This is a genomic window from Psychroserpens sp. XS_ASV72, from assembly GCF_041224425.1.
GTDB lineage: Bacteria > Bacteroidota > Bacteroidia > Flavobacteriales > Flavobacteriaceae > Psychroserpens.
Map to the genome: position 1 here is coordinate 189,370 of NZ_JBGFGL010000080.1, position 23,565 is coordinate 212,934.

At 36.3% G+C, this 23,565-nt stretch carries 17 protein-coding genes; 5 read left to right on the forward strand and 12 right to left on the reverse strand.

Going from position 1 to position 23,565, the window contains the following annotated elements; all coding sequences use genetic code 11:
• Window positions 1–44 precede the first annotated feature (44 nt).
• The 5 genes from AB9K26_RS11810 to AB9K26_RS11830 all read right to left on the reverse strand — a co-directional run bounded on the left by AB9K26_RS11810 (window position 45) and on the right by AB9K26_RS11830 (window position 6,527).
• Window positions 45–1,682, reverse strand: coding sequence for a S41 family peptidase (locus AB9K26_RS11810; protein WP_369972764.1), 1,638 nt, complete (start codon window positions 1,680–1,682; stop codon window positions 45–47).
• Between the two features lie 11 nt (window positions 1,683–1,693).
• On the reverse strand, window positions 1,694–2,026 hold the full coding sequence (gene rnpA, locus AB9K26_RS11815) for a ribonuclease P protein component (protein WP_369972765.1): 333 nt from the start codon (window positions 2,024–2,026) through the stop codon (window positions 1,694–1,696).
• A 136-nt stretch (window positions 2,027–2,162) separates the two neighbouring features.
• The gene (locus tag AB9K26_RS11820) at window positions 2,163–3,956 is read right to left on the reverse strand and encodes a M1 family metallopeptidase (protein ID WP_369972766.1); all 1,794 of its coding nucleotides are present in this window, start codon (window positions 3,954–3,956) and stop codon (window positions 2,163–2,165) included.
• Between the two features lie 95 nt (window positions 3,957–4,051).
• Window positions 4,052–5,665, reverse strand: coding sequence for a S8 family peptidase (locus AB9K26_RS11825; RefSeq protein ID WP_369972767.1), 1,614 nt, complete (start codon window positions 5,663–5,665; stop codon window positions 4,052–4,054).
• A 1-nt stretch (window position 5,666) separates the two neighbouring features.
• Window positions 5,667–6,527: an MBL fold metallo-hydrolase gene (locus AB9K26_RS11830; RefSeq protein WP_369972768.1), complete on the reverse strand. Its 861-nt coding sequence runs from the start codon at window positions 6,525–6,527 to the stop codon at window positions 5,667–5,669.
• 156 nt (window positions 6,528–6,683) lie between these two features.
• Between AB9K26_RS11830 and AB9K26_RS11835 the strand changes: the two genes are divergently transcribed.
• Window positions 6,684–8,555 carry a cation:proton antiporter gene (locus tag AB9K26_RS11835; protein WP_369972769.1) on the forward strand — a complete coding sequence of 624 codons (1,872 nt, stop codon included), beginning with the start codon at window positions 6,684–6,686 and terminating at the stop codon, window positions 8,553–8,555.
• A 72-nt stretch (window positions 8,556–8,627) separates the two neighbouring features.
• On the opposite strand, the gene AB9K26_RS11840 is transcribed toward AB9K26_RS11835, so the two are convergent.
• From AB9K26_RS11840 to lepA, 6 genes are all read right to left on the reverse strand, one after another.
• Window positions 8,628–9,296 (reverse strand): hypothetical protein, encoded by a 669-nt coding sequence (locus AB9K26_RS11840; protein WP_369972770.1) that lies wholly within the window; start codon window positions 9,294–9,296, stop codon window positions 8,628–8,630.
• A gap of 17 nt (window positions 9,297–9,313) precedes the next feature.
• Window positions 9,314–10,078 carry a hypothetical protein gene (locus AB9K26_RS11845; protein ID WP_369972771.1) on the reverse strand — a complete coding sequence of 255 codons (765 nt, stop codon included), beginning with the start codon at window positions 10,076–10,078 and terminating at the stop codon, window positions 9,314–9,316.
• Window positions 10,079–10,100: 22 nt separating this feature from the next.
• A complete protein-coding gene (locus AB9K26_RS11850; protein WP_369972772.1) occupies window positions 10,101–12,536 on the reverse strand; it encodes a beta strand repeat-containing protein in 2,436 nt (811 codons plus the stop codon).
• 257 nt (window positions 12,537–12,793) lie between these two features.
• Window positions 12,794–14,626 carry a 7TM diverse intracellular signaling domain-containing protein gene (locus tag AB9K26_RS11855; protein WP_369972773.1) on the reverse strand — a complete coding sequence of 611 codons (1,833 nt, stop codon included), beginning with the start codon at window positions 14,624–14,626 and terminating at the stop codon, window positions 12,794–12,796.
• Window positions 14,604–15,239, reverse strand: a complete 636-nt coding sequence (locus AB9K26_RS11860) for a response regulator (RefSeq protein ID WP_369972774.1) — start codon at window positions 15,237–15,239, stop codon at window positions 14,604–14,606. Before AB9K26_RS11860 ends, AB9K26_RS11855 begins: the two co-directional genes overlap by 23 nt.
• Before the next feature lie 33 nt (window positions 15,240–15,272).
• Window positions 15,273–17,069 carry a translation elongation factor 4 gene (gene lepA, locus AB9K26_RS11865; RefSeq protein WP_369972775.1) on the reverse strand — a complete coding sequence of 599 codons (1,797 nt, stop codon included), beginning with the start codon at window positions 17,067–17,069 and terminating at the stop codon, window positions 15,273–15,275.
• Between the two features lie 153 nt (window positions 17,070–17,222).
• On the opposite strand from lepA, the gene AB9K26_RS11870 reads away from it, so the two are divergent.
• The gene (locus AB9K26_RS11870) at window positions 17,223–19,637 is read left to right on the forward strand and encodes a TonB-dependent receptor domain-containing protein (RefSeq protein WP_369972776.1); all 2,415 of its coding nucleotides are present in this window, start codon (window positions 17,223–17,225) and stop codon (window positions 19,635–19,637) included.
• An 11-nt stretch (window positions 19,638–19,648) separates the two neighbouring features.
• Here AB9K26_RS11870 and AB9K26_RS11875 read toward each other — a convergent pair whose 3' ends face one another.
• On the reverse strand, window positions 19,649–20,761 hold the full coding sequence (locus tag AB9K26_RS11875; RefSeq protein ID WP_369972777.1) for a TolB family protein: 1,113 nt from the start codon (window positions 20,759–20,761) through the stop codon (window positions 19,649–19,651).
• A 42-nt stretch (window positions 20,762–20,803) separates the two neighbouring features.
• On the opposite strand from AB9K26_RS11875, the gene AB9K26_RS11880 reads away from it, so the two are divergent.
• The 3 genes from AB9K26_RS11880 to dusB are packed head-to-tail and all read left to right on the forward strand — an operon-like array spanning window position 20,804 to window position 23,476.
• The gene (locus AB9K26_RS11880; protein ID WP_369972778.1) at window positions 20,804–22,042 is read left to right on the forward strand and encodes a M28 family peptidase; all 1,239 of its coding nucleotides are present in this window, start codon (window positions 20,804–20,806) and stop codon (window positions 22,040–22,042) included.
• A gap of 6 nt (window positions 22,043–22,048) precedes the next feature.
• Window positions 22,049–22,459, forward strand: coding sequence for a DUF4345 domain-containing protein (locus AB9K26_RS11885; RefSeq protein ID WP_369972779.1), 411 nt, complete (start codon window positions 22,049–22,051; stop codon window positions 22,457–22,459).
• Window positions 22,460–22,480: 21 nt separating this feature from the next.
• Entirely contained in the window at window positions 22,481–23,476 is a 996-nt protein-coding gene (dusB, locus tag AB9K26_RS11890) for a tRNA dihydrouridine synthase DusB (protein ID WP_369972780.1), read from the forward strand.
• Window positions 23,477–23,565: the final 89 nt, after the last annotated feature.

Here is a 23,565-nt window from a genome sequence, read left to right on the forward strand (position 1 = left end):
TTGCCTCCAATATAGTTGATTTAGGGCTTTATATCAAATTTCAACTAGTTCAGGTAGCCATTATATTCTGAAAGGTCACCTAAAATATCTTTCCCTTTCTGGATTTCAGGGTTGGTAGCTTTATAATATTCATAAAGACCTTCTCGGTAAAAATAACGCTTAACTATTTCCTCTGATAGTAACGCTAAAATCTCCGATTTATTAGCATCGATAGCTTGATTTTTATAACGATTTAAAGCATTTAGCAAATCTTCATAATCAGTATCGATTGCAGTTCCAATCTTTTCTTCCTTGGCAATCAAATACGCTTCGGCAAATGCCTTTTCAGCTTTTGTTTCAAAGTTGAAATTATTGGTTCTCAAGAAATTTTTAAAACTATTGAATTCGGCCTCTGTGAGTTCAAAAGATTCTAATTCTGCTGGCTTAGGATGACTATAATAATACTCGGTAGCATATTTAAAAATAAGATTATCATCTAAAATAGCATTGGTAATCGGACTTTCTTTAGTGACCTCTAATTCTAAATCAGGTTGTATACCACCACCATCATAAACAGTTCGTCCTTTCTTGGTTTTAAAAGCCGTGTAGTTTTCACGTTTGACGCGAGTTGCCTTTCCATTTTCATCTCTATTCCAATAATCCAATGCTTGAATACAACGACCAGAAGGTGTGTAATACCTGGAAATAGTAATCTTGATTTGTGTGCCATAAGTTAAAGGTTTCGGACGCTGCACCAATCCTTTTCCAAAACTTCGTGCTCCAATAACAACCGCACGATCGAGATCTTGCAAGGCACCAGAGACGATTTCACTTGCAGAAGCACTTCTACCATCAATAAGAACCACAACTGGAATTTCAGTGTCTTCAGGTTCTCTTTGTGTGTAATATGTTTTATTGTACTTTTTTACTTTAGATTTTGTGGTCACCACCAATTGGTTTTTAGGAACGAAGAGATTGGTGACATTAACAGCTTCTGTTAATAATCCTCCAGGATTTCCTCTTAAATCTAAAATGATTTTTTTAGCACCTTGGTTCTTTAAAGCTCTTAAGGCACTTTTGGTCTCTGAAGACGCTTGTCGGGTAAACTTTCGTAAGACAATATAACCTACTTCCTCGTCCACCATTGAATAATGAGGAACAGCATTAATTTCAACTGCTTCCCGCTTAATTGTAGCAGTTTTTTCTTGACCTTGTCTCAAATAGGTTACGGTTACATCAGAACCTGCGGCACCTTGTAATAAATTACCAGCATCGTCCTTAAAATCAGAAACCACAACATTATCCACTTTAATTATTTCATCTCCAGCATTAAGTCCAGCTTTATCAGCAGCATAGCCTTTATAGGGTTCAATGATTACCAATTTATCTTTTAAGGTTAATACATTAGCACCAATACCTGTGTAATCACCAGAGTTATTGATTCTTGAAGCTTCAACATCTTGCTCATTATAGTAATTGGTATAAGGATCTAAATCTTCTAACATGCTCTTTATAGCTGTATCCATAAGATCTCCAGGATTGGTTTCATCAACATAGTTCATGTTGAGTTCCTTAAATACTGTGGTGAAGATTTCAATTTGTTTGGCTACCTCAAAAAGGTCGCTTTTAAATGCTGTTGAGCCAATAAAAATTAAAAGCGCCAAAAGCGGAATGATAAAACGTTTTTTAAATTTATTTTTCATAACTAAATTTTTTATGGTTGGGACATTTTTTCACGAAAGCTATTTAATAGCGTTTTCATTTTTTTGTCTATAGAAGCAAAATCTGCGCCATCTTTACCAAGATACAAAATCATTAACGCATAAGAGCCTGAAATGTTGTTAAAATATACCGCCTTGTTAAGCCTATAAGCTTCTCTTAATAAGCGTTTGATTCGGTTTCTATCAACGGCTTTTTTAAAATTTCGCTTACTTACAGAAACACCGGTTTTCATTGTTGCTCCGTCATCAAAAGTTGTTTTTAGATATACTAATTTCAAAGGAAAAACAGTTAGTGATTTTCCTTGTGAAAATAGCTCTTCTATCAACTTTTGGCTTTTCAGCTTTTCTTTTTTTGAATATGAGAACAAGGTGTTGGTCTTTTGTTTGAATTCTCTAATAAGAATCTATTATAGCAATATAGTAAAAGAGTCTAAAGCTAAATGCATGCTAAGACATTAAATACTAATTATTTTTCTTTCGGTTGTACGTATTGTTTTCCCTATCCACATCTGCCATAAACCCAGAAGGGTCAATTTCTGCAGATTTTATTTTTTTTGAAGTTTCAAAAGAATAAGTTGGATATGCCCAAGCCCAATCACTTAGAATTGTTGCTGAAGTTGGCTTTTCTCCTCGCATTTGACGAAGCGGAATATAAAATTGTTCTTGAGTATCATCAGTATACGTAATGGTTATATCAATAGGCATAGGCATGAGTCCGATGCGTTCAAGTGTTACGCTGCGTTTATCAACAGTTTTGATACCATAATCGATTGTATTTGTGGTTTGAGCAAAATCTATAAAATACCAATCGAGTTCAAGTCCAGAAACCTTTTCTGCTGTACGAATGATATCAAATGGCTTAGGGTGTTTGAAAGCGAAATCACGATAATACTTTTTGATTGTTTTTTTGACTTGATCTTCACCAATAATATATCTAAGCTGAGACAAAAATACAGCACCTTTGCTATAAGCAGCTCTGCTATAAGCTTTGTTTGAAGCATAGCGATCTGCATGTGTTGTTAAGGGTTGTTCATATCCTGAATTAGCAAAACCAACATAGCGTTCATAGGCTGTTTCTTGGGCATTTTCTTTATTCGTTCCCTTGATTACATTCAAGGCTTCATCTTCAATATAACTTGTAAGGCCTTCATCCATCCATTCGTGCTTAGATTCATTACTGGCGACAACAAATTGAAACCAATTATGGGCAATTTCATGAGACACAACACTTAAAAGACTATTGAAGCTGCGTTCTCCTGTTATAAATGTGCACATGCCATATTCCATTCCGCCATCACCTGCTTGAATTATGGAATATTGTTGATAAGGATATAAACCAATATTCAAATTATAATATTCAAAAAAATCAGCTGCTTTAGATTGTATAGCTTTCCAATTATTTAGGTATTCTGAATCCATGTCCTTTTTGTAAAGAAAATGGAGCATTGGGCCGTCTTTCATTTGAAAAGTATCGTGCCTGTAATCTGGATCTGCAGCCCAAGAAAAATCATGAACATTGGGCGCTTTAAAATGCCATACCAGCTTATCACCATCTGTAATCACATTTTTCTTCGCATAACCATGACCAATTTCTTCAGGATTTTGTAAATATCCTGTGCCTCCAATCGTATAATGTTTATCTATTGCGATTTTTACATCGTAATCACCCCAAACACCATAAAATTCTCTTCCGATATAAGGATCTGCATGCCAACCTTCATCATCATACTCAGCTAACTTTGGGTACCATTGTCCCATAGATAATGCAACCCCTTCTTTACTGTTCCTTCCGGAACGACGAATCTGTAAAGGCACTTGACCTCTAAAGACCATATCAAATTCGACTTTCTCTCCAGGATTAATACCTTTATCAAGGTGGACCTCTAATATTGTTCCTTCAACTTTATATGTTAGTGGTTTTCCGTTTACGGAAAGCGATATCACTTTTAAATACCCTATTTCGTTTGGCTGTAATTTAGCTATTCGGCTTTCATAAAGAGGCTGATTTTTACCCTCAATATTTTGGGCTAAGCGCTTATCGGGATCTGAAATACTTTGAACCCTCGCATCCATTTCACTTCCTGGTTGGAATGCATTAAAATACAAATGATAGAATACGTTATTGAGTTCATCAGGAGAGTTATTGGTATAAATAATTTTTTGCGTCCCAGTGTATTGGTACGTTTCAACATCCATATCTATGTTCATGATATAATCTGCTTGCTGTTGCCAATAGGAGTCTGACTTATACGTCATTTTTGGTTTTTGAGCACTCATACACAGAGTCGACAAAAAGACTAAAAAACAGAAGCTAAATGCAAAAAGAGATTTCATGAAGTAGGTCTATTGGATTATTGATTTGCTAGCTGTGAAGCCATAATAAGGGCGTTGTAGGCATTAACTATTTTTCCTGATTTAGAGATATCAGATAAGTTTTTAATGGTTTTGGATTTACCCACCATCACCTTAGCACTGATTGGCAATCCAGATTGTATTAAAATTTGTTTTACCTGAGATGCGGTTAAATTAGGATACTGTGAACGAATTAAAGCAGCAACACCAGTTACATTTGGCGCAGCCATTGAGGTTCCGTCCTTAGATTCATAATTATTGTTAGGAGTAGAAGAGTAGATGTCTGATCCAGGCGCAAAAACATCCACATTAACTTTTCCATAATTAGAATAATCTGCCACCAAGTTTGCACCATATCTAGGATTTAAGGCTCCTACAGTAATAAAATTGTCGGCAATTTCAGCTTCCGTTCCTTTGGCATCATTAGGATAATTGCTGTTAATATCAACATTATCAGAATCATTACCGGAGCCATGAACTATTAATACATCATGTGCTGCAGCATAAACAATAGATTCCCTTACCCAATCACTATGTGGAGAAAAGGCTTTTCCAAAACTCATGTTAATAACCTTAGCACCATTATCTACAGCATATCTAATTGCTAAAGCCACGTCTTTATCATATTCATCACCATTTGGAGTGCTTCTAATAGCCATTAACCTAGCATTATTGGCAACACCCTTCATGCCCTTACCATTGTTTCGTTCGGCTAAAATAATGCCACTGACATGCGTTCCATGGCTTTCATTTTCGTTAACAGGACGAGGATTATTGTTTCCATAGCCAACATCAGAAAGATCGTTTATATCATCATTTATTTTTCGGCCCTTAAAGTTCTTGTTAAGTTGGTAATCTAAGCGATCATTAATTGTCACCAAATCACCCTCAATGGCTTTTATAAAATCAGACACAGGGTCATATCCATAAGCATAGATGCTTTTTACAATGGCAATGGCTTGTTGTAAGTTTTGATCTTCAGTTTTTATTGAAGACACCTCGTCTTTGGTATAATCTTTTTTGTTTAAATGAAGGACAATTAAATCATTGGCCTGCTTGACCTGTTGTAAAAGTTGGGTAGACTGTGTTTTAAGTTGGGAATACTTTTGGTATTCTGTGTTATATAAATTTTGCGCCTCAGTATATCTTGGATGATTGGTTTGACCTGAAGCCAACAGCCTTACATATTCAAACTGTTCATAATAGGTGTCTCCAATAAAATTCCAACCATGGATATCATCAACATACCCATTGTTATCATCGTCTTTACCATTATTGGGAATCTCATCTGTATTTACCCAAAGCACGTCATCTAAATCTTCATGATCGATATCTGTTGCTGAATCGATAACGGCGACGATAACGGTTTTTCCTTTTCTGTTTTTTATGATTTCATTATACGCCTTATCAACACTCATTCCAGGAATTGTATCATTCGCCAAATCGAGGTGTTGCCAATTGTGTAATTCTTCTTCAGTGAGATCTGAGATCTTTAAGGGCGAACTATCAATGTTTTCTATGGGCGTAGAAATGATTCCTGAAGAACTACCACAGCTCACGAATAGAGTTGAAATAACTAAACAAAGAAGACTATATTTTATATGTAGTTTCATATCAATTAAAAATTTCTTCGGTAGTGAATACCTCTTTTAAACGAACCCCTTTTTCGGTGTGTTGAACCGTGATGATTTCATTATGGGCATCATGTTCTAAAAACAAAAAGTAATTGTGATCAGCCGCTAGGTTTAAAAATTTTTCCTTTTCATCCAAGGTTAACAATGGTCTTGTATCGTAACCCATAACAAAAGGAAGCGGAATATGACCAGCCGTTGGCAATAAATCTGCCATAAAACAAATTGTCTTCCCTTTGTACGAAATCATAGGAATCATTTGTTTTTCGGTATGACCGTTGGCAAAAAAAATATCAAAGCCCAATTCAGAATTTTCAAGTAAATCAGTTTCTGGTAAAGACGTAAATTTTAACTGACTGCTTTCTTCCATTGGAAGAATGTTTTCCTTTAAAAAAGAAGCTTTTTCCCTATTGTTTGGTTCTGTAGCCCATTTCCAATGATTGTTATTACTCCAAAAATGAGCATTCTTAAAAGCAGGTTCGTATCCAGTTCTATCTTTATTCCATTGAATACTTCCGCCACAATGGTCAAAGTGTAAATGTGTCATAAACACATCAGTAATATCATCACGATGAAAACCATGTGCTTTTAAAGACTTATCAATGGTGTTGTCTCCCCAAAGATAATAGTAGCCAAAAAACTTATCGCTTTGCTTGTCTCCCATTCCTGTATCGATTAATATCAAACGATTTCCATCTTCAATGAGTAAGCAACGTGCTGCAATATCTATCATATTGTTGCTATCTGCAGGATTGGTTCTAGACCAAAGTGATTTTGGAACGACACCAAACATGGCACCTCCATCCAATTTAAAATTACCGGCTTGTATAGGATATAAATTCATGATTGCAAAATAACAAAAACACAGCAACTCACTAAAGACTTAAGATTAAATTAAGAATTTTGAAGGTTGTGTGTCAAGTAATAAAACCTTAGACTTTATTGGGTCTTTGATTTCTTGTAAATCTTATTAACTTTACTCCAAACCAAAAACAAGTTAATGTTAGAATTAGCAGGAATTATCATTTTAGGAATACTGGCACAATGGTTTGCATGGAAGTTTAAGATTCCAGCAATTTTACCGCTAATTTTAATAGGGCTTTTGGTTGGACCTATTGCTGCCGAGTTTTTATCTGAAGATGGCACCAAGTGGATTGAACCTATTTGGAACGGTGAAAAAGGATTGTTCCCAGGTGAAGGACTTTATTATTTTGTGTCTTTGGCAATCAGCGTAATTTTATTTGAAGGCGGATTGACATTGAAACGCTCTGAAATTAGAAATGTTGGCCCATCGATTACCAAGCTAATAACCCTTGGTTCCATAGTGACATTTTTTGGAGCTGCATTGGCGTCGTATTTAATTTTCGGATTGAGCTGGGAAATCAGTTTCTTGTTTTCTGCGCTTATTATCGTTACAGGCCCAACCGTTATAACGCCTATTTTGAGAAATATTCCCTTAAAAAAGGATGTCTCAACGGTTTTAAAATGGGAAGGGATTCTTATCGACCCAATAGGAGCCTTGGTTGCGGTTTTGGTTTTTGAGTTCATAAGCGTTGGAGGTGATAGCGGATTTACCAAAACGGCATTCATTGAGTTTGGTAAGATTATTTTATTTGGAACGACCTTTGGATTTACCTTTGCTCATGCGCTGGCTTTTGCAATCAATAAAGGTTTAATTCCACATTATTTATTGAATGTGGTATCCTTGTCCACGGTTTTATTGGTCTATGTAGAATCTGATGTTTTTGCTCATGAATCTGGACTTTTGGCAGTTGTGGTTATGGGAATGGTTTTAGGAAACGGAAAACTTCAAAACATTAAAGAGCTATTATATTTCAAGGAATCTTTAAGCGTACTGTTAATTTCTATTCTCTTTATTCTTCTGGCAGCCAATATCAATATGGATGATCTATTATTACTCTATAATTGGCAAACAGCTGCCTTATTTGCTATTGTAGTTTTTGTAATCAGGCCTTTGGCAGTATTTTTAAGTACACATGGCTCGAAACTGAAAACCAAGGAAAAAATATTTATAAGTTGGGTAGGACCAAGAGGTATTGTAGCCGCAGGTATTGCTTCGCTTTTTGGTAGTAAATTAATCAAACAAGGAGTAGCAGGAGCAGAGTATATAACTCCTCTTGTGTTTATGATTGTTTTGGGAACGGTGTTGCTTAATGCAACTACGGCACGATTTTTTGCAAAGCTGGTAGGAGTGTTTTTAACAAAGTCAGAAGGCATACTAATAGTTGGCGCTTCCAAATTTTCAAGGCTCATTGGACATTATTTAGAAGAAAATGGTAGAAGTGTGGTTATGATAGATAGTAACCAATCTAATATTGATAGCGCTAAAGAACTGGGTATTGAAGCTATTAACACGAATATTTATTCTGACACCTTAACCGATAACATTGAACTGAATGATGTAGGCTACTTAATGGCCATGACCGCAAATTCAGATATTAATAAGTATACCATAGATCGCTTCGGAAAGGTTTTTGGAGAACACGGAAGCTTTAGATTGGTAACTCCAGACGAAATGAATGATGACAACAACAACCCTAAGGAAGGATTGTTTTCACACAAAGATGATTATATCAGGCTAACTGAAGTTACAAGAGCTTATCCTGCAATCCATGAAATTGAAGTGAACAGTAAAGACCACTATCTTACCTTAATTGAAATGGCCAACAAGGATAAGAATATTATCCCTCTTTTTATCAAAACCAAAGAGGGTGAGCTAGAAATCATTTCCTCCTTTAACAAAGAGATAGACAGTATCAAAGAGGGTTATCATCTTGTTTATTTAGGAAAGCATTTTGATGTAGAAAAAGTCCAAAACAAAGAAGTCTCAACAAGAGAGACTTCAATGTAAAAGACTAATTTCAAATAATCAATTTTAAAAACCATGTCTTTTAATAATTTTTAAAACGACTTGTTTTTGGTTCTAAAACCCAAACCTCAAATACGCCATTACCACATTGTCTTTATTGATTCCAAACCAAGTGCTGCTTTGTTCTATTTCACCTCCATTGTATTCATATTTACGGTTTAGATATGTGAAAACGGGTGCCTCAACTCCAATTGAAAAGTTATCAGGAAGATTAAGGTTTAAACCCAATTTAGCAGAGGCACCAAACCCAGAAATATCATCCTTTGCCATAGAGAATTCTCGTTCTCCACTTTCAGCAAAAATATCAGCACCATAACTGAGCTGAAGACGTTGCGATGGTATGATATGATCAAAGTATCGGGCTCTTAATCCCACTCTGAATAAGCTTTCATCAAAGCCATCAGAACTTGTCGTCATATAATTTCCAAAAGCACCACCATAAAGCCCTCCTTGATCGTTGCCAAGAAAGTTGTACATAAATTCTCCACCAGCACAAAAAGAAGATGTTGATTCGCCTTCCACGGAATTGTTTCCATAGCCTAGACTTCCACCTCCAACAAAAGGAGCCCAGCTATTTTTTGAGGGCTTATCTTCAGGAGGAAGCTCTAATTTGTATTCACGTCCATCCATCGGCTCCATAATAGGTCTACATGAAAAGCAAAATAACAGTATTAAAGGTATAAATGTGATTAAAGGTTTGTGTTTTGATTTTAGTGTTGTCATGATGAGTGTTTTTATGATTAGTTTTTAGAATTACCCAAAGTGTATACTAAAGAAAAAAGCACTAGGTTTCTTTTGTTTATAAGTGCCCATCTCGAATAGTCTGTATATTCAAAATCTTCATACGATCGCGTCTGCTCGGCATAATTAAAAATATTCGTTTGGAGCATTATTGACCATACGGGCGAAAGCATCATTTGAAAACCAACGACAAGCCCTATTGTCAATCTTGTCAAGTCATATGAAAAACCATCTTCAAATTTTTCAGTACCAAAACCATAAGCCGCGGCCAGACCATATAGAAACCGTACTTGTTGAAAGCGCTTTACCAACTGACTAAACATTAGAACTTTTAATGTCACATCAAAAATTGTTGTAGTGAGTAAATCGCTATTAGATCCATTGTACATAGCACCAAGCGAGCCATATAATGCTGCACGTTTTAACATGGCCAAGCGCAAATAATATTCTGCATGAAGACACCATAATGTCTGGTCTCCGTTTAAACCAAGACCTGCACCAAATGCCAGCATTTGTAAAGCAAAACCAATGACCTCTTGTTGTGCGTCATGTTCAGTAATGCTTTTTGGTGCATTTTCAACAGAATAATCTAAGGTAAAATCGTCAACATTGACTTCATAGGTTCGCAGGTCTATGGTCGCTTTGTTCGTTGAAAACAAATCATTTTCTTGAACTATAGAACCGAAGTCTTGTGCGTTTAAGGACGTTGAGAACCCTAAAACAAATAGGGTTAAAAAAACGGTTTTGTAAACTTTAGTTTTCATAATTTGAAGGGTTAATTAGTATTTAAATTTTGATTAGTTTTTTTGTTTTTACTACAACTTCATCAATCTTTATTTCAATAAAATAAAGTCCGTTAGGGAGATGATCTATTGTTAAGGTGTTTGTATTGTATTTTTGAAGATGCCTTCCATTAATGTCATATAAATTTATTGTCGAAATACGCTGATTTGACTTCACGTGTACAATACCGTTGGAAGGGTTGGGGTATACATTCACATTAGAATCTACAACTTCAAGGTTTGTGGTACTTAGGGTTTCGTTTATTACAGTTAGGACCAACACGTTATTATTTCTACAAACAACATCAAAGTCATAATTGAAACCTCCAAAAGAAGAGGTTAAAGAAACAGGTAGGTTACAAGTATTTATGCTGTTTTGAGTCGTTAAAACAACAAATTCATCATTTATGGAAGGGTTAAATCCCAAAGTGACATCTAAACTTCCATCTAGATTGGCATTGCCATTAATTGTGATTAAATCGTAGTTGACGCCTTGATCACTGCCATTTAACTCAATCTCAAGAATTGATGTGGCGCTAGAATCATAATCATTTACAAACCCTAAGGTTCCGGGAGAAGCGCCTGGTGAAACAGTGCCATTGTTCATAAAACCAACAGGAAGCGTTATAGAACCCTGCCCTTTTATGACTCCAGTTTCATTATTAACAAAAGTTCCCGTTCCAGTGAAAACCATTCCGTCTTGGACAACATCTACAGTTCCAGAATTAGAAAGCTGAACACTAAAAAAGGTGTTATTTGATACTGCTGAGCTTTGAATTAGTCCAAAATTGTTTAATGTGTTTGGAGCAACTCCAAAAGCACTAAACCCTGAAGAAGCCTCGAGTATGATTGTACCATTTAATGTGTTGTTAAGAATTGAGTTTGTACCAATGGATATCGTACCACCAACAATTTGTCTAATTTCGCCATTGTTGTTCAACGTGCTTCCGTTATCAATTCGTTTTGTTCCGCCACTTGATTTAATGATAATGGTTTCATTATTCAAAACACCTCCACCATCTAAATCACCCGTTATCCAATCAATAAACCCATTACCAGTGAAATCCAATGTTGCTGATGTTGGAACCAACAAATCGGCACGCCAATCAAGAGTGCCTTCCAGATTACCCGTTAAGTTTCCTTCAATACTTATTGGAAACAACCAAGCCAGTGTTCCTGTTGAGGCTATATTATATGTGCCATTTGACAATGTTGTATTTGAATAATTTAGGCTCAATGTCCCATTGTCTACTTCAATTGTTCCATCATCGTTATTGAGGGTAATACTAATTGAAGACGTATCGGACGGATTAGGCATTGTTGCCGTAATAAGTCCTGCGTTATTAAAAACTCTAGTATCGTCAGTAATACCCAAAGAAGCAATTTCTGTGGCATTTGATAAAACCTCAATAACTCCTGTTGAAGAATTATTTAAGGTACAATTCGCTGCCAATCTTAAATCTGCTCCACTTTCAAAAGTCAATAACCCGTTATTATCCAATGTTGAAGCATCTTCAATTGAGGAAGACCCAGAAGCAAATGTGATAGTTGATGCATTGGTGAGCGTTCCTCCACCAACAATATTGCCTCCTGTATTCGTAAGCACTCCGTTTCCTGATAATTGAAGCATTACGTTTGTTGTCATTGATAAATCGTCATCCCAGTTTAAGGTTCCGAAGACATTACCCGTAATCACACCAATCGCGTCAATAGGACCGTTCCAGTTTAGTGTAGCTCCAGCGGCAACATTAAATTCACCACCAATCATGTTCAAAGCGGTGGTATTTAGATTTAGTGTTCCAGAATCGATTTGAAAAATACCATCGGTATTGATCAATGTGCCTCCAATAGTCCCACTGTCACTTGGGTTTGGGAACGATGTTTTAATAGTACCAAAGTTGTTAAGCGTATTTGGTGGAACGCTCACCGCATAAATAGAAGAACCCGTAGTTAGGAAGTCAATGGTTCCCGTTCCTGAGTTATTGAGGACAGAGTCTGTGCCAATACCAATATTTGCTCCAGATGATAGGTTAATTGTACCCAGATTATTGAGTACTACAGAACCGCTCAAATCAAATGAAGGAAACGTTAAGTTTATGGTTCCGCTATTCAATAAGATACCAGGGCCAATCAAATCACCCGAAGACCAGTTTACAACAACATTTGTTTCAAATTCTGATGGGTTTTGAATGATTAAGGCCTCTGTAATATTAAGAGTGGAATTACCTTGAACCTCAATAGACCGAATATTTGCGGGTGAGTCGATTGTAACGACAAACCCTGAAGGTATAAGAACGTCGTCAGAGTTCGATGGAACCGTTCCCGTCCAATTGTTTTCGTTAGACCATAAATCATCTACAGCACCAGTCCACACATTTAATTGCGCGATGCTACTTGTAAAAGACATTAGGCATAATAGTAAAAGTAGTCTTGTTCTCATAATGTATGATTTAAATTGATTAATGTAAATGTAGGTTCGTAGACCTTTTAAAGGCAATACCAGAGTTCAGGTATATTTTGAGATAAAAGAAAAAGGCTTAAGTGTTGAAACCTAAGCCTCTCATTCAAGACAATGGTTAATCAATTTAAAACATACATCTTGAATTTTTTTTAATCGAGAAAATTAATTAATTGCGTTTTAGAAGGATAAATCTACATTAGCCCAATCTCGAATTCAATACCTGAATTCAGGTAGATTTAAACAGGAATATTTATTAGAATGAATGTCCCTTTGTTTGGCTTAGAATCTACATTTAATTCACCATGGATTTGGCCGATTCTAGATGACATGTTTTTAAACCCTAAGCCTTTTTCTACTGAAAACTCAAAGCCCTTTCCATTATCTTCAATGCTTATACTTATATGGTCATCATGACCAAACAGCTGAACATCCACTTGAGTGGCTTCCGAGTGTTTCATAATGTTATTGAAGGCTTCTTGAACCACTCTGTAAAGATTTGTTGAGGTTGAATGATTAAGTGCTTCAGGAAACTTATGACTGTTAAAGTTGACCGTAAGTGTTGTTTCTGAAGCGATTTTTTGACATAATTCCTCCACAGAACTTTCAAAACCAACCAATGTAAGATCAGAAGGCGAAAGATCATGGGAAATATCCCTTAAATCATTACAGATCTCATCGATTGAAGCGGCAACATCGTCATTCTTCACTGTGTCGATTACAAAGCGCTTCAGGTAACCTAATCGACTTCCTATGTGGTCGTGAAGCTCCTTGCTTATTCTTTCTCTTTCCCTTTCTTCTCCTAGAATAAAGGCATTAAACAATCCTTTCTGTTGTTCGACCAATTGAACAGATAACGCGTTCCGTTCATCATAAATGTTCTTAACCGTTAGAACTAAAGTGAAGGTTAGAAAAATAATTTCAAATAAAGAAGCGTAAAGAATTAAAGGAATGCCATAAACATAAGAAAACAATGCGCCATTATTCACATTTATGATCGTGAAAATAGTTGCAGTACCAATGAAGGAAAAAGCAAACAAGTAAAAAAGCGTAATTTTCTTTTGCTTTGGATAAGACTTGTAGATTAGGACCAAGAGCAGACCAATGATTGCAAAGAATGAAAAATACCACAACCGCATGACGAAAGGCTTTATGTTCAGGAACATTTCGTGAGGCAATACAAAATCACTGAATCGAGTCAAGATGACAATGATTAGTATTACATCCAAAGCTTTTTTGATTTTAGGAGCATAGACCTTTGCATTTAAAATGTTTTGAGAAAAGAGTACGAAAAAAATAGTCGTACAAACAACAAAAAATACATGTATGTATTTATTATACGCTTCATTTTCGGCAATAAAATATTGAAAAAACAATCCTAGGAATGAGTACAGATAGAGCCCAAGAAAAATTATGTACAATGCGTAAACTAAATACACTCTTAGTTTTACTAAACTAAAAATATAAAGGCTGAATAAGATTGAAATGACTGAAATCCCAAAATAGATTCCTATGATGAGATAACTTCGTTTGGTATGACTATCATAGTTTTTTTTTGACCACAAAGTAGAAGGAACCACAACACTGATTTTGTCCTTTTTGAATTGTAAGGCATAAGCTTTGGTTTCTTGAGATGACAAATTAATTGGAAACACAAAGTTTCGATCATTAATAGGTCTCGAGTTGAAAGCAAAATTGGTTCCAGTTTGATTAATCAAGGTATACTGAGAGCCTTCAAATTGATAAAAATCAATATGATTCAATAAAGAATTGTTCAACTCTAGAATGAGCTCCTTTTTTTCATTTGTTGCATTCTTAACTCTAAAAAAGACCGTTGCAATATCATCCTCAATAGGAATGAACAAGTAAGGGTCATTTTCAAAACCAACACTATTAATGATATCTTCTTCATTGATAAAACCTTCAGAAGATTGAACTTTTTTTGCAAATGTGTTAATATTTACCTGAGTAAATGAATGGTTTATAACAAGCGTATCGATTTGGGCATTTGAACAAAGGGTAACGCCAAATACAAAAAGAAAAAGCAAGCTATGACAGTAAGTTTTTTTCATTGACCAGCGTTACCAAATCGATACTATTGTGAATATTTAATTTTCTGAAAATATTCTTTTTATGGGTTTCCACAGTGTAATTGCTAATGTATAGTCTTTCAGCTATTTGAGGAACATTATAACCTTTTACGAGCTCTTTGATTATTTCTTTCTCACGATTGGTTATATTCACTTTTTGAACAAAGCCATCGGTTTCGTCAACTAAATTTTTTACACCTTTTCCCATGTAAAAACTTTTACTATCAAAGACGGTATCAAGTGCTTTAAGCACATCTTCTGTAGAAGAGTTTTTCAACAGGAAGCCATTTCCATTGAACTGTTTTACTTTCCTGATGATATTTTCCTTGTTGTACATGGTTAAGACAATAACCTTAATATCATATTCTAATTGCCTTATACTTTTTAGTATTTCCAAACCATTGACCTCGGGAAGGTTAATGTCTAATAAAATCACGTCTGGTAATTGGCGTTTTAGAAAAGTCAAAACCTCACCACCGTTTTTGATATAACCAATAACCTGGTAATCGGGCTGATTCTTAAAAATAGAAACAAGCCCATCAACAACAATTTGATGGTCTTCACAAATAAGTATTTTTCTAGGTGTCGACTCCATGAATTAGATCATGAAGTAAGATACTAAAAAAGTTTAATCATTCAGCTTTAAAACAGCCATGAATGCTTGTTGCGGGATTTCTACGTTACCAACTTGACGCATACGTTTTTTCCCTTTTTTCTGTTTTTCAAGAAGTTTACGTTTACGGGAAATATCACCACCATAACATTTTGCGGTTACATCCTTACGTAAAGCCTTTATGGTTTCTCGCGCAATAATTTTAGCACCAATTGCCGCCTGAATAGGAATATCAAACTGCTGCCTCGGAATTAATTCTTTAAGTTTTTCACACATTTTCTTACCAATACTGTAAGCATTATCTGCATGAATCAGGGCAGAAAGCGCATCTACTTGCTGAGCGTTTAGTAGGATATCGACGCGTACCAATTTAGAAGCACGCATTCCTATTGGTGAATAATCAAAAGACGCATAGCCTTTGGAAACGGTTTTTAGGCGGTCGTAAAAATCAAAGACGATTTCAGCTAGAGGCATGTCAAAACTCAATTCAACACGTTCAGTCGTTAAATAGGTTTGATTGGTTATGATGCCACGTTTTTCAATACATAACGACATCACATTACCCACAAAATCAGCCTTGGTAATAATCGTAGCTTTAATGTAAGGTTCCTCTACACGATTTAAAGTTGATGGATCAGGTAAATCGGTAGGATTATTAACGATAATAATTTGGTCTGGCTCTTTATTTGTATACGCATGATAACTCACGTTTGGAACCGTTGTAATAACGGTCATATCAAATTCACGTTCCAGACGTTCTTGAATAATCTCCATGTGAAGCATTCCAAGGAAACCACATCGAAAACCAAAACCTAAAGCCGCAGAACTCTCAGGTGTAAAAACCAATGACGCATCGTTGAGCTGAAGTTTTTCCATAGACGCACGAAGATCTTCATAGTCTTCGGTGTCTACAGGATAGATTCCTGCAAATACCATTGGCTTCACATCCTCAAAACCTTCAATAGCATTTTGGGTTGGGTTTTTGGCATCAGTAATCGTATCACCAACCTTAACTTCTTTAGCTTCTTTAATACCTGTAATAACATAGCCTACGTCTCCAGCCTTTATTTCCTGTCTAGGGAATTGCTTTAGTTTTAAGGTGCCAACCTCATCTGCATGGTATTTTTTTCCGGTTGCGATAAACTTGATTTCTTGATTCTTTTTGATGGAACCATTAATCACTCTAAAATAGGTTTCAACACCACGAAACGGATTATAAACCGAATCGAAAATCAAGGCCTGAAGCGGTTCGTCAACATTTCCCGATGGCGCAGGAATTCGTTCAATGATCGCTTTTAAAACATTATCGACACCAAAGCCTGTTTTTCCGCTGGCATGAATAACCTCTTCGGGATCACAACCCAATAGGTCAACAATATCATCGGTAACTTCTTCTGGATTGGCACTTGGCAAGTCTACTTTATTAAGCACAGGAATGATTTCCAAGTCATTTTCCAAGGCTAAATACAAATTAGAAATGGTTTGCGCCTGAATACTTTGAGCAGCGTCAACGATGAGTAACGCACCTTCGCAAGCGGCAATAGAGCGTGAAACCTCATAAGAGAAATCGACATGACCTGGTGTGTCTATCAAGTTTAAAACATAGGTTTCTCCTTCGTAGACGTACTCCATTTGAATGGCGTGCGACTTGATAGTGATACCGCGTTCGCGTTCCAAATCCATATTGTCCAACAACTGATCTTGCTTTTCACGAGCCGTAACAGATCCTGTATAATCTAATAAGCGATCTGCCAAGGTACTCTTTCCGTGGTCAATGTGCGCAATGATACAAAAGTTTCTAATGTGCTTCATAAAATCCGTTCCTCTTTAAAAGATGCTGCAAATATAATTGATTTCTTATCCAAAAAATGCTACTTACGCCTACAAAACTGTATAATGATGTTAATTTCAAGAATTAGGATTTAAAAACAAATGCTATATTGCATTATTAAACCCAAGCTAATTTTGAAATCCCTAACCAAGTTTATCTTCTTTGCTTTCTGTACATGTCTTGGTTTTGGCCAGACCATGTCTGTTACCGGAACCGTTGTTGATGACATGGGAAATCCTATTGAGTTTGCTAATGTTGTTCTGATGAGTCAAGATGAAACAGAAGTTTTTAAGGGCTCATCGACAGAAACAAATGGCACCTTTTCTTTTTTCGATTTGCAAGCCAATACCTATGTTTTAAGAGTCAGTTTTATAGGTTTTGAAGAGTATTTTCAAAAAATTGTATTAACTGGAAACCTAGATTTAAAAAACATTACGCTACAAGAAGCCTCCCAAGAGTTGGATGAGGTTAGCATTGTGGTTGAAAAACCAACTTTGAAACGCGAAGCGGATCGTTTGGTGTTCAACATTGAAAACACGGCTTTGGTTGAAGGCACGATGCTTCAAGTTCTTAAAAGTACACCTGGTGTTTTGGTCATCGGAGATGAGATTACCGTTAAAAACTCCAATCCAACAGTTTACATAAACGACAGAAAGGTCAATTTATCTTCTGAGGATTTAAACCAGTTACTGGCTGGTTCCTCTGCAAACGCTATCAAGTCGGTGGAAGTCATTACAAACCCTTCAGCTAAATACGATGCCGAAAGCGGTGTGGTTGTCAATATCGTCATGAGTAAAAACTTAATTACGGGATACAGAGGCAGTGTGTTTTCCAATTTCACACAAGGTGTTTTTCCTAGATATACTATGGGGACCAGTCACTTTTTCAAGAACGATGACATCAGTTTCAATGTAAATTACAGCTATTCTAAAGACAAAATCAATAGAGATGGCGACGACACAGTTAATTTTCTAAACAACTCAAATGGAGTTGATGAAAGTTGGCGCTCTTTTACCAATAGAAACACTTGGGTTGAGACCCACAACCTCAATACCAATTTTGACTATTTTATTAGTGACAAAAGCACCTTGAGCTTGTCTTCAAATGCGTTATACGTGCCTTATTTTAAATATAAAATTGGAAACAACACCGTCATTAGTGATAGTAACAGTGCTTTTTTATCTCGGTTTACAGCCGATAATTTATCAAGAGACAACAAACACAACCTAGCATTTGATTTAGATTTCAAACATAATCTTTCTAAAGGAAGACTCGCTTTTAACGCACATTACACTGCCTACAACTACGAACGGAACCAAAACGTCTTCAGTCGTTTTTTTGATAGCAATAATAGTTTTCAGAACGCAACCGCCTTCAACACCGAAAACAATCAAGACACTAATATTTTTTCAGGAAAAGTTGATTTTGGTTTGCCAATCGATGACAATTCCAATTTTGATATAGGCGTGAAATATTCCAACATTAAAACAGAAAGCAGCCTTAGACAGTTTGATGTGGATTTAAACTCAGGAACAGAAACTTTAGATGTTCCAAATTCAGACGCTTTCGATTATGATGAAAAAATCTATGCTGCTTATGCCAATTATGACTTAAACACAGAGAAATGGAGTGTGAACGCTGGCTTACGAATGGAACAGACTAATGTTGAAGGAATTTCACCATTAACCAATATTACCAATACGCAAGATTATTTGGAATGGTTTCCAAACGCCAGTATTCTGTATAATATTTCAGAAAAGTATAATGTTTATTCTAATTATAAACGAAGCATTGCGCGACCTAGTTATGCCGACCTAAATCCGTTTCGCTTCTTCTTAAACGACAATTATGTGGTGTCGGGAAATCCATTTTTGGTTCCAACCTTTACAGATCATTTTGTTGTTGGTACTGGTATTACACGATATTTTACATTTGAAGCCTATTATAAAAACTATGATGGTGCCATTTCTGAAATCCCAAGACAGAATAATGCTACCAACGTCATTGAATACATCTCTGTAAACTTTGACAAATCTGTTGAGTTTGGTTTTGATTTTATAACAGGCTTTGATGTTACCAATAGCTGGTCAGTGTATGCGGTAACCTCGTTTTATAATTTTAAGGAAGAAACCGATTTTGGTCAAGGAGCAGTCACTCAAGACCAATGGTCTAACTACTCTATACTGCAAAACGATTTTAGCTTTTTGGAAGACAGAAGTTTGAACATGACTTTTGCCCTGACTTGGATTGGAAAAAATTTACAAGGGTTTCAGGTGGTTGAAAACAGATTGGCTTCAGAATTGGCGATATCGAAAAGCATTCTAAAAAACAAAGGCATCATTTCACTTTCGGTAAGTGACTTGTTTAATTTTCAAGATTTCGAATATAGCACCAGATATCAAAACCAATTCAGTTTTGGGTTTACTGATATAGACAATAGGTATGTTCGACTCGGATTTAGATACAAGTTTGGAAACACCAAACTAGAGTCTAATGCACGATCGATTGACACTGAAGAACGCGAGCGTTTAAGTAGAAGCGATAAGTAAAACAAACATATTTAATCTTGCCACTCAGCAATAAACAGATTTGTATCTCTTCCGCCTCCATTATTTCTGTTGGAAGAAAAGGCTAAATACTTACCATTATTTGAAAAGACAGGAAACGCATCAAATGTTTCCCCATGTGTTACTCTCTCAAGATTTTTTCCATCAAGATCAATCATATACAAATTGAATGGAAATCCACGCTCTGCTTCAAAGTTGGAAGAGAATAAGATTTTTTCTCCTGAAGGATGAAAAAACGGACTCCAATTGGCATTGCCCAAATCCGTTAACTGACGCAAATCGCTTCCGTCGGCATTGCAGATGTAAAGCTCCATATCTGTTGGTTCAACCAAGCCTTCAGCCAACAGCTCTTTATATTCTTTAATTTCTTGTTCTGTTTTTGGACGAGAAGAACGGAAAATCAATTTAGTGCCATCAGGCGAAAAGAAGGCGCCTCCATCATAACCTAATTCATTCGTGATTTGTTTCACATCGGTACCATCGATGTTCATCGTGTATAATTCTAAATCACCACTACGAGTTGAGGTAAAGACAATTTTATCACCTTTAGGAGAGACTGTTGGTTCGGCATCATAACCAATTTCATTGGTAAGTTGTTTTACAATATTCCCTTCGAGATCCGCCACAAAAATGTCATAAGTATCATATATTGGCCAAATGTATTTTCCATTTTTTCGCAATGGTGTTTCCGGACAATCATCACCTCCTAAATGTGTTGAGGCATAAATGATGTGTTTGTTATCTGGAAGAAAATATGCACAAGTGGTTCTCCCTTTCCCAGTACTGATCATTGGAGGCATTTTGTCTTTAAAAGTTTCGTTGACATTCATCAAGAACATTTGGTCACAGCCAACATTCCATGCCTTATTGTTTGATTGAAACACCAGTTGCTTGTCATCAAAACTCCAATAAGCTTCGGCATTATCACCACCAAAAGTAACTTGACGTATCGATTTAAAGTGTTTCTCTCCTGGATATATCAAAGAGTCATTTGAGGTTTCAACCGTTATAGTGTTTTCTTCAGCAACAGATGTTTCAGATACTTCCTTAGTATCTTTGCAACCGAAAACGATTAGGCTAATTAAGACGATAAATGTGTATTTCATAGCTTTATTGACTAAATTTGCGCAAAATTAATATTTCATAAGATGAAAAACATATTATTTATCCTTTTTTTGACATTATCCTTGGTTGCTTGTAAAGACAATGCCGCCAACCCAGATGTTGCAGTTTCGATTGAAGACGATGTTAAGTTTCTTTCAGATGATAAACTTGAAGGCCGTCAAACAGGTTCAGATGGCGAAAAAGCCGCAGCAGAATATATTGCTGAAAGGTTTCAATCTATGGGATTGGAAGCTAAGGGAACTGAAGGGTATTTTCAAGAATTTTCATTTAAGCCCAAAACAGATCCTCATCAGGAAGTTAATTATACGGTTAAAGATGGTGATAGTACCATTACGGGAACCAATGTAATTGCTTATTTAGACAACAAAGCAGAAAACACCATAATCATAGGTGCACATTACGACCATTTGGGGTATGGAGCAGAAGGCTCTTTGTATCGAGGAGAAAAAAATGAAATTCACAATGGTGCTGATGATAACGCAAGTGGCGTAGCGGTGTTATTGGACTTAGCCAAAAAATTAAAAAGCAAAAATAAAGGGAACAACTATTTGTTTATGACTTTTTCAGGTGAGGAAATGGGTTTATTGGGTTCTAATTACTTCACTAAAAACCCGACTATTGATTTGTCAAAGGCAAACTACATGTTGAACATGGACATGGTTGGCAGGTTAAAACAAGATAGCACACTTGCTGTATATGGATTGGGAACCTCTCCAATATTGAAACAAGTGGTAAAAGCCAACAACTCTAAATTTAAAATCATTGAAAATGAATCTGGAGTTGGTCCAAGCGACCATACTTCTTTTTATAATAGCGATATTCCTGTTCTCCATTTTTTCACTGGTCAACATGAAGATTATCACAAACCTGGTGACGATTTCGAAAAGTTAAATTATGAAGGCATGAAAACAATATCGACTTATATTTTCGATATCATTTCTGACCTTGATGACAATGGAAAATTAGCTTTTAGAAAAACCAAAAACGAAAGTGAGGATGTTCCAAGGTTTAAAGTTGGTTTAGGTGTTATTCCAGATTATTTATACGATGGCAAAGGGATGCGTATTGATGGTGTGAGTGAAGATAAACCTGCCCAAAAAGCCGGACTTCAAAAAGGAGATATTGTGGTGAAGCTTGGCGACAGTCTTGTTACAGATATGATGAGCTACATGAGAGCTTTGTCGGTATTTGATAAAGGCGACAAGACTAAAGTTGTCGTTAAGAGAGGCGAAGAAGAAGTTGAGGCAGATCTTGAATTTTAATTTGTTTTGTTCCTAAGCACCAAGGAAGATATCATTACCAAAGTGCACTTGATTATTTCGGTGATCATTGTGGTTCCTGTAGCCATCATGTATGCTTTTTTTCCGGATGCTCAATTTGAATTGTTTCCAAAAACGACAGACGAACACAACTTTTACAAGGCCATAATGGGATTGTATTTGGCGTGTTCTGTGATTTGGATTCTAGGAGTTTTCAATGCAAGGCTATTAAAGACAGCATTAATTACGAATCTTGTTTTTATGTTGGGCTTGGGTTTTGGGAGGCTACTTAGTGTAGTTCTTGACGGTCCGCCATCGCTTGGTTATTTGTATGGGATGATTGCTGAAATCGCTCTTGGTATTTATGGTTTTTGGGTATTGAAAAGAATCCCTCACAAGCTTGAGCGTAAAAAACATTAATTTTGCTTAAAAGAATATGATTTGATAAAGATTGGCGACATAGAACTTCCTGATTTTCCATTGTTATTGGCTCCAATGGAAGACGTGAGCGACCCTCCTTTTCGAGCATTGTGCAAAGAACAAGGAGCCGACGTGGTGTATACAGAATTTGTCTCAAGCGAAGGGCTTATTCGAAATGCCGCAAAGAGCGTCATGAAGCTTGATATTTATGAAAAAGAACGACCTGTAGGTATTCAGATTTTTGGAGCGAACATGGAAAGCATGTTGCAAACCATTGATATTGTTGAACAATCCAATCCCGATATTATTGATATTAATTTTGGTTGTCCTGTAAAAAAGGTTGTTAGCAAAGGTGCAGGTGCAGGAATCCTAAAGGATATTTGCTTGATGGAGCAACTGACTGCTGAAATGGTCAAGCGTACCAAACTACCAGTAACCGTTAAAACACGTTTGGGATGGGATCATGATTCAATCAAGATTGTTGAGGTTGCTGAAAGACTTCAAGATGTGGGCTGCAAGGCGATTTCAATTCACGGCAGAACGCGCGCACAAATGTATAAAGGTAATGCTGATTGGAAGCCTATAGCTGAAGTCAAAAACAATCCGAGAATGCATATTCCCGTATTTGGGAATGGTGACGTGAATACTCCAGAACGCGCTGAAGAAATGCGTGATCAATACGGATTGGATGGCGCGATGATTGGTCGTGCTTCAATTGGTAACCCATGGTTTTTTAAACAAGTGAAACATTATTTCTCAACGGGAGAACACTTAGCACCAATATCTATAGCAGAACGTGTTGAAGCTGCACGTCGTCATTTACAAATGTCAATAGATTGGAAAGGAGAAAAGTTGGGTGTTTTTGAAACGCGACGCCATTATACCAATTACTTTAAGGGGATTCCAAACTTCAAGGAATACCGAATGAAAATGGTAACCAGCGATGACTCTAAAGATGTATTTGCTGCATTTGATGAGGTATTGGAAACGTTTTCAGATTATCAGTTTACATCGTAATACGTTGCAAGAAGGATGGAGCAAGTTGGCTGCTTTGCGCAGACAATTTGTTTGAGCTCTTTAAAACCCTGGTTTTAAAAGCGAGTTGC

Coding starts and splice junctions, on each gene's coding strand:
- AB9K26_RS11810 (WP_369972764.1), bottom strand. CDS start 1,682: ATGAAAAATAAATTTAAAAAACGTTTTATCATTCCGCTTTTGGCGCTT.
- AB9K26_RS11820 (WP_369972766.1), bottom strand. CDS start 3,956: ATGACGTATAAGTCAGACTCCTATTGGCAACAGCAAGCAGATTATATC.
- AB9K26_RS11825 (WP_369972767.1), bottom strand. CDS start 5,665: ATGAAACTACATATAAAATATAGTCTTCTTTGTTTAGTTATTTCAACT.
- AB9K26_RS11830 (WP_369972768.1), bottom strand. CDS start 6,527: ATGAATTTATATCCTATACAAGCCGGTAATTTTAAATTGGATGGAGGT.
- AB9K26_RS11835 (WP_369972769.1), top strand. CDS start 6,684: ATGTTAGAATTAGCAGGAATTATCATTTTAGGAATACTGGCACAATGG.
- AB9K26_RS11840 (WP_369972770.1), bottom strand. CDS start 9,296: ATGACAACACTAAAATCAAAACACAAACCTTTAATCACATTTATACCT.
- AB9K26_RS11845 (WP_369972771.1), bottom strand. CDS start 10,078: ATGAAAACTAAAGTTTACAAAACCGTTTTTTTAACCCTATTTGTTTTA.
- AB9K26_RS11850 (WP_369972772.1), bottom strand. CDS start 12,536: ATGAGAACAAGACTACTTTTACTATTATGCCTAATGTCTTTTACAAGT.
- AB9K26_RS11855 (WP_369972773.1), bottom strand. CDS start 14,626: ATGAAAAAAACTTACTGTCATAGCTTGCTTTTTCTTTTTGTATTTGGC.
- AB9K26_RS11860 (WP_369972774.1), bottom strand. CDS start 15,239: ATGGAGTCGACACCTAGAAAAATACTTATTTGTGAAGACCATCAAATT.
- lepA (WP_369972775.1), bottom strand. CDS start 17,069: ATGAAGCACATTAGAAACTTTTGTATCATTGCGCACATTGACCACGGA.
- AB9K26_RS11875 (WP_369972777.1), bottom strand. CDS start 20,761: ATGAAATACACATTTATCGTCTTAATTAGCCTAATCGTTTTCGGTTGC.
- AB9K26_RS11880 (WP_369972778.1), top strand. CDS start 20,804: ATGAAAAACATATTATTTATCCTTTTTTTGACATTATCCTTGGTTGCT.